Below are 522 nucleotides of genomic sequence, written 5' to 3' on the forward strand. Positions count from 1 at the left end.
CGGCCGACGTGGACGCCGTCGAGGCGCACGGCACCGGCACCCGCCTCGGCGACCCCGTCGAGGCGCAGGCCCTGCTCGCCGCGTACGGGCGGGGGCGCGACGCCGGACAGCCGCTGTGGGTCGGCTCCCTGAAGTCGAACCTCACGCACACCCAGGCGGCCGCCGGGATCGGCGGCGTCATCAAGACCGTTCTCGCGCTCCGCCACGGCCTGCTGCCGCGCACCCTGCACGTCGACCGGCCCACCCCGCAGGTGGACTGGTCCGGGGGCACCGTCGCCCTGCTCACCGCCGCGACGCCGTGGCCGGACACGGGCCGCCCGCGCCGCGCGGGGGTCTCCTCCTTCGGAGCCAGCGGCACCAACGCCCACGTCGTCCTGGAACAGGCACCCGAGGAGCCCGTCGCGGAGCGCGGCAACGACCGCGACCGCGACCGGGACCGCGACCGGGACGGGCGGCGGGAGCACGGAGCGACGGACGGACAGCGCAGGCACGAGGTGCCGGACGGGCGGCAGCGGCACGAGG

1 protein-coding gene is annotated in these 522 nt (G+C 78.0%); it reads left to right on the forward strand.

From position 1 onward, the window contains the following. On the forward strand, positions 1-522 hold a 522-nt coding region (locus HO151_RS00790; RefSeq protein ID WP_173894214.1), incomplete at both ends, for a ketoacyl-synthetase C-terminal extension domain-containing protein.

The sequence above is a fragment of the Streptomyces sp. 8P21H-1 genome, assembly GCF_013302945.1.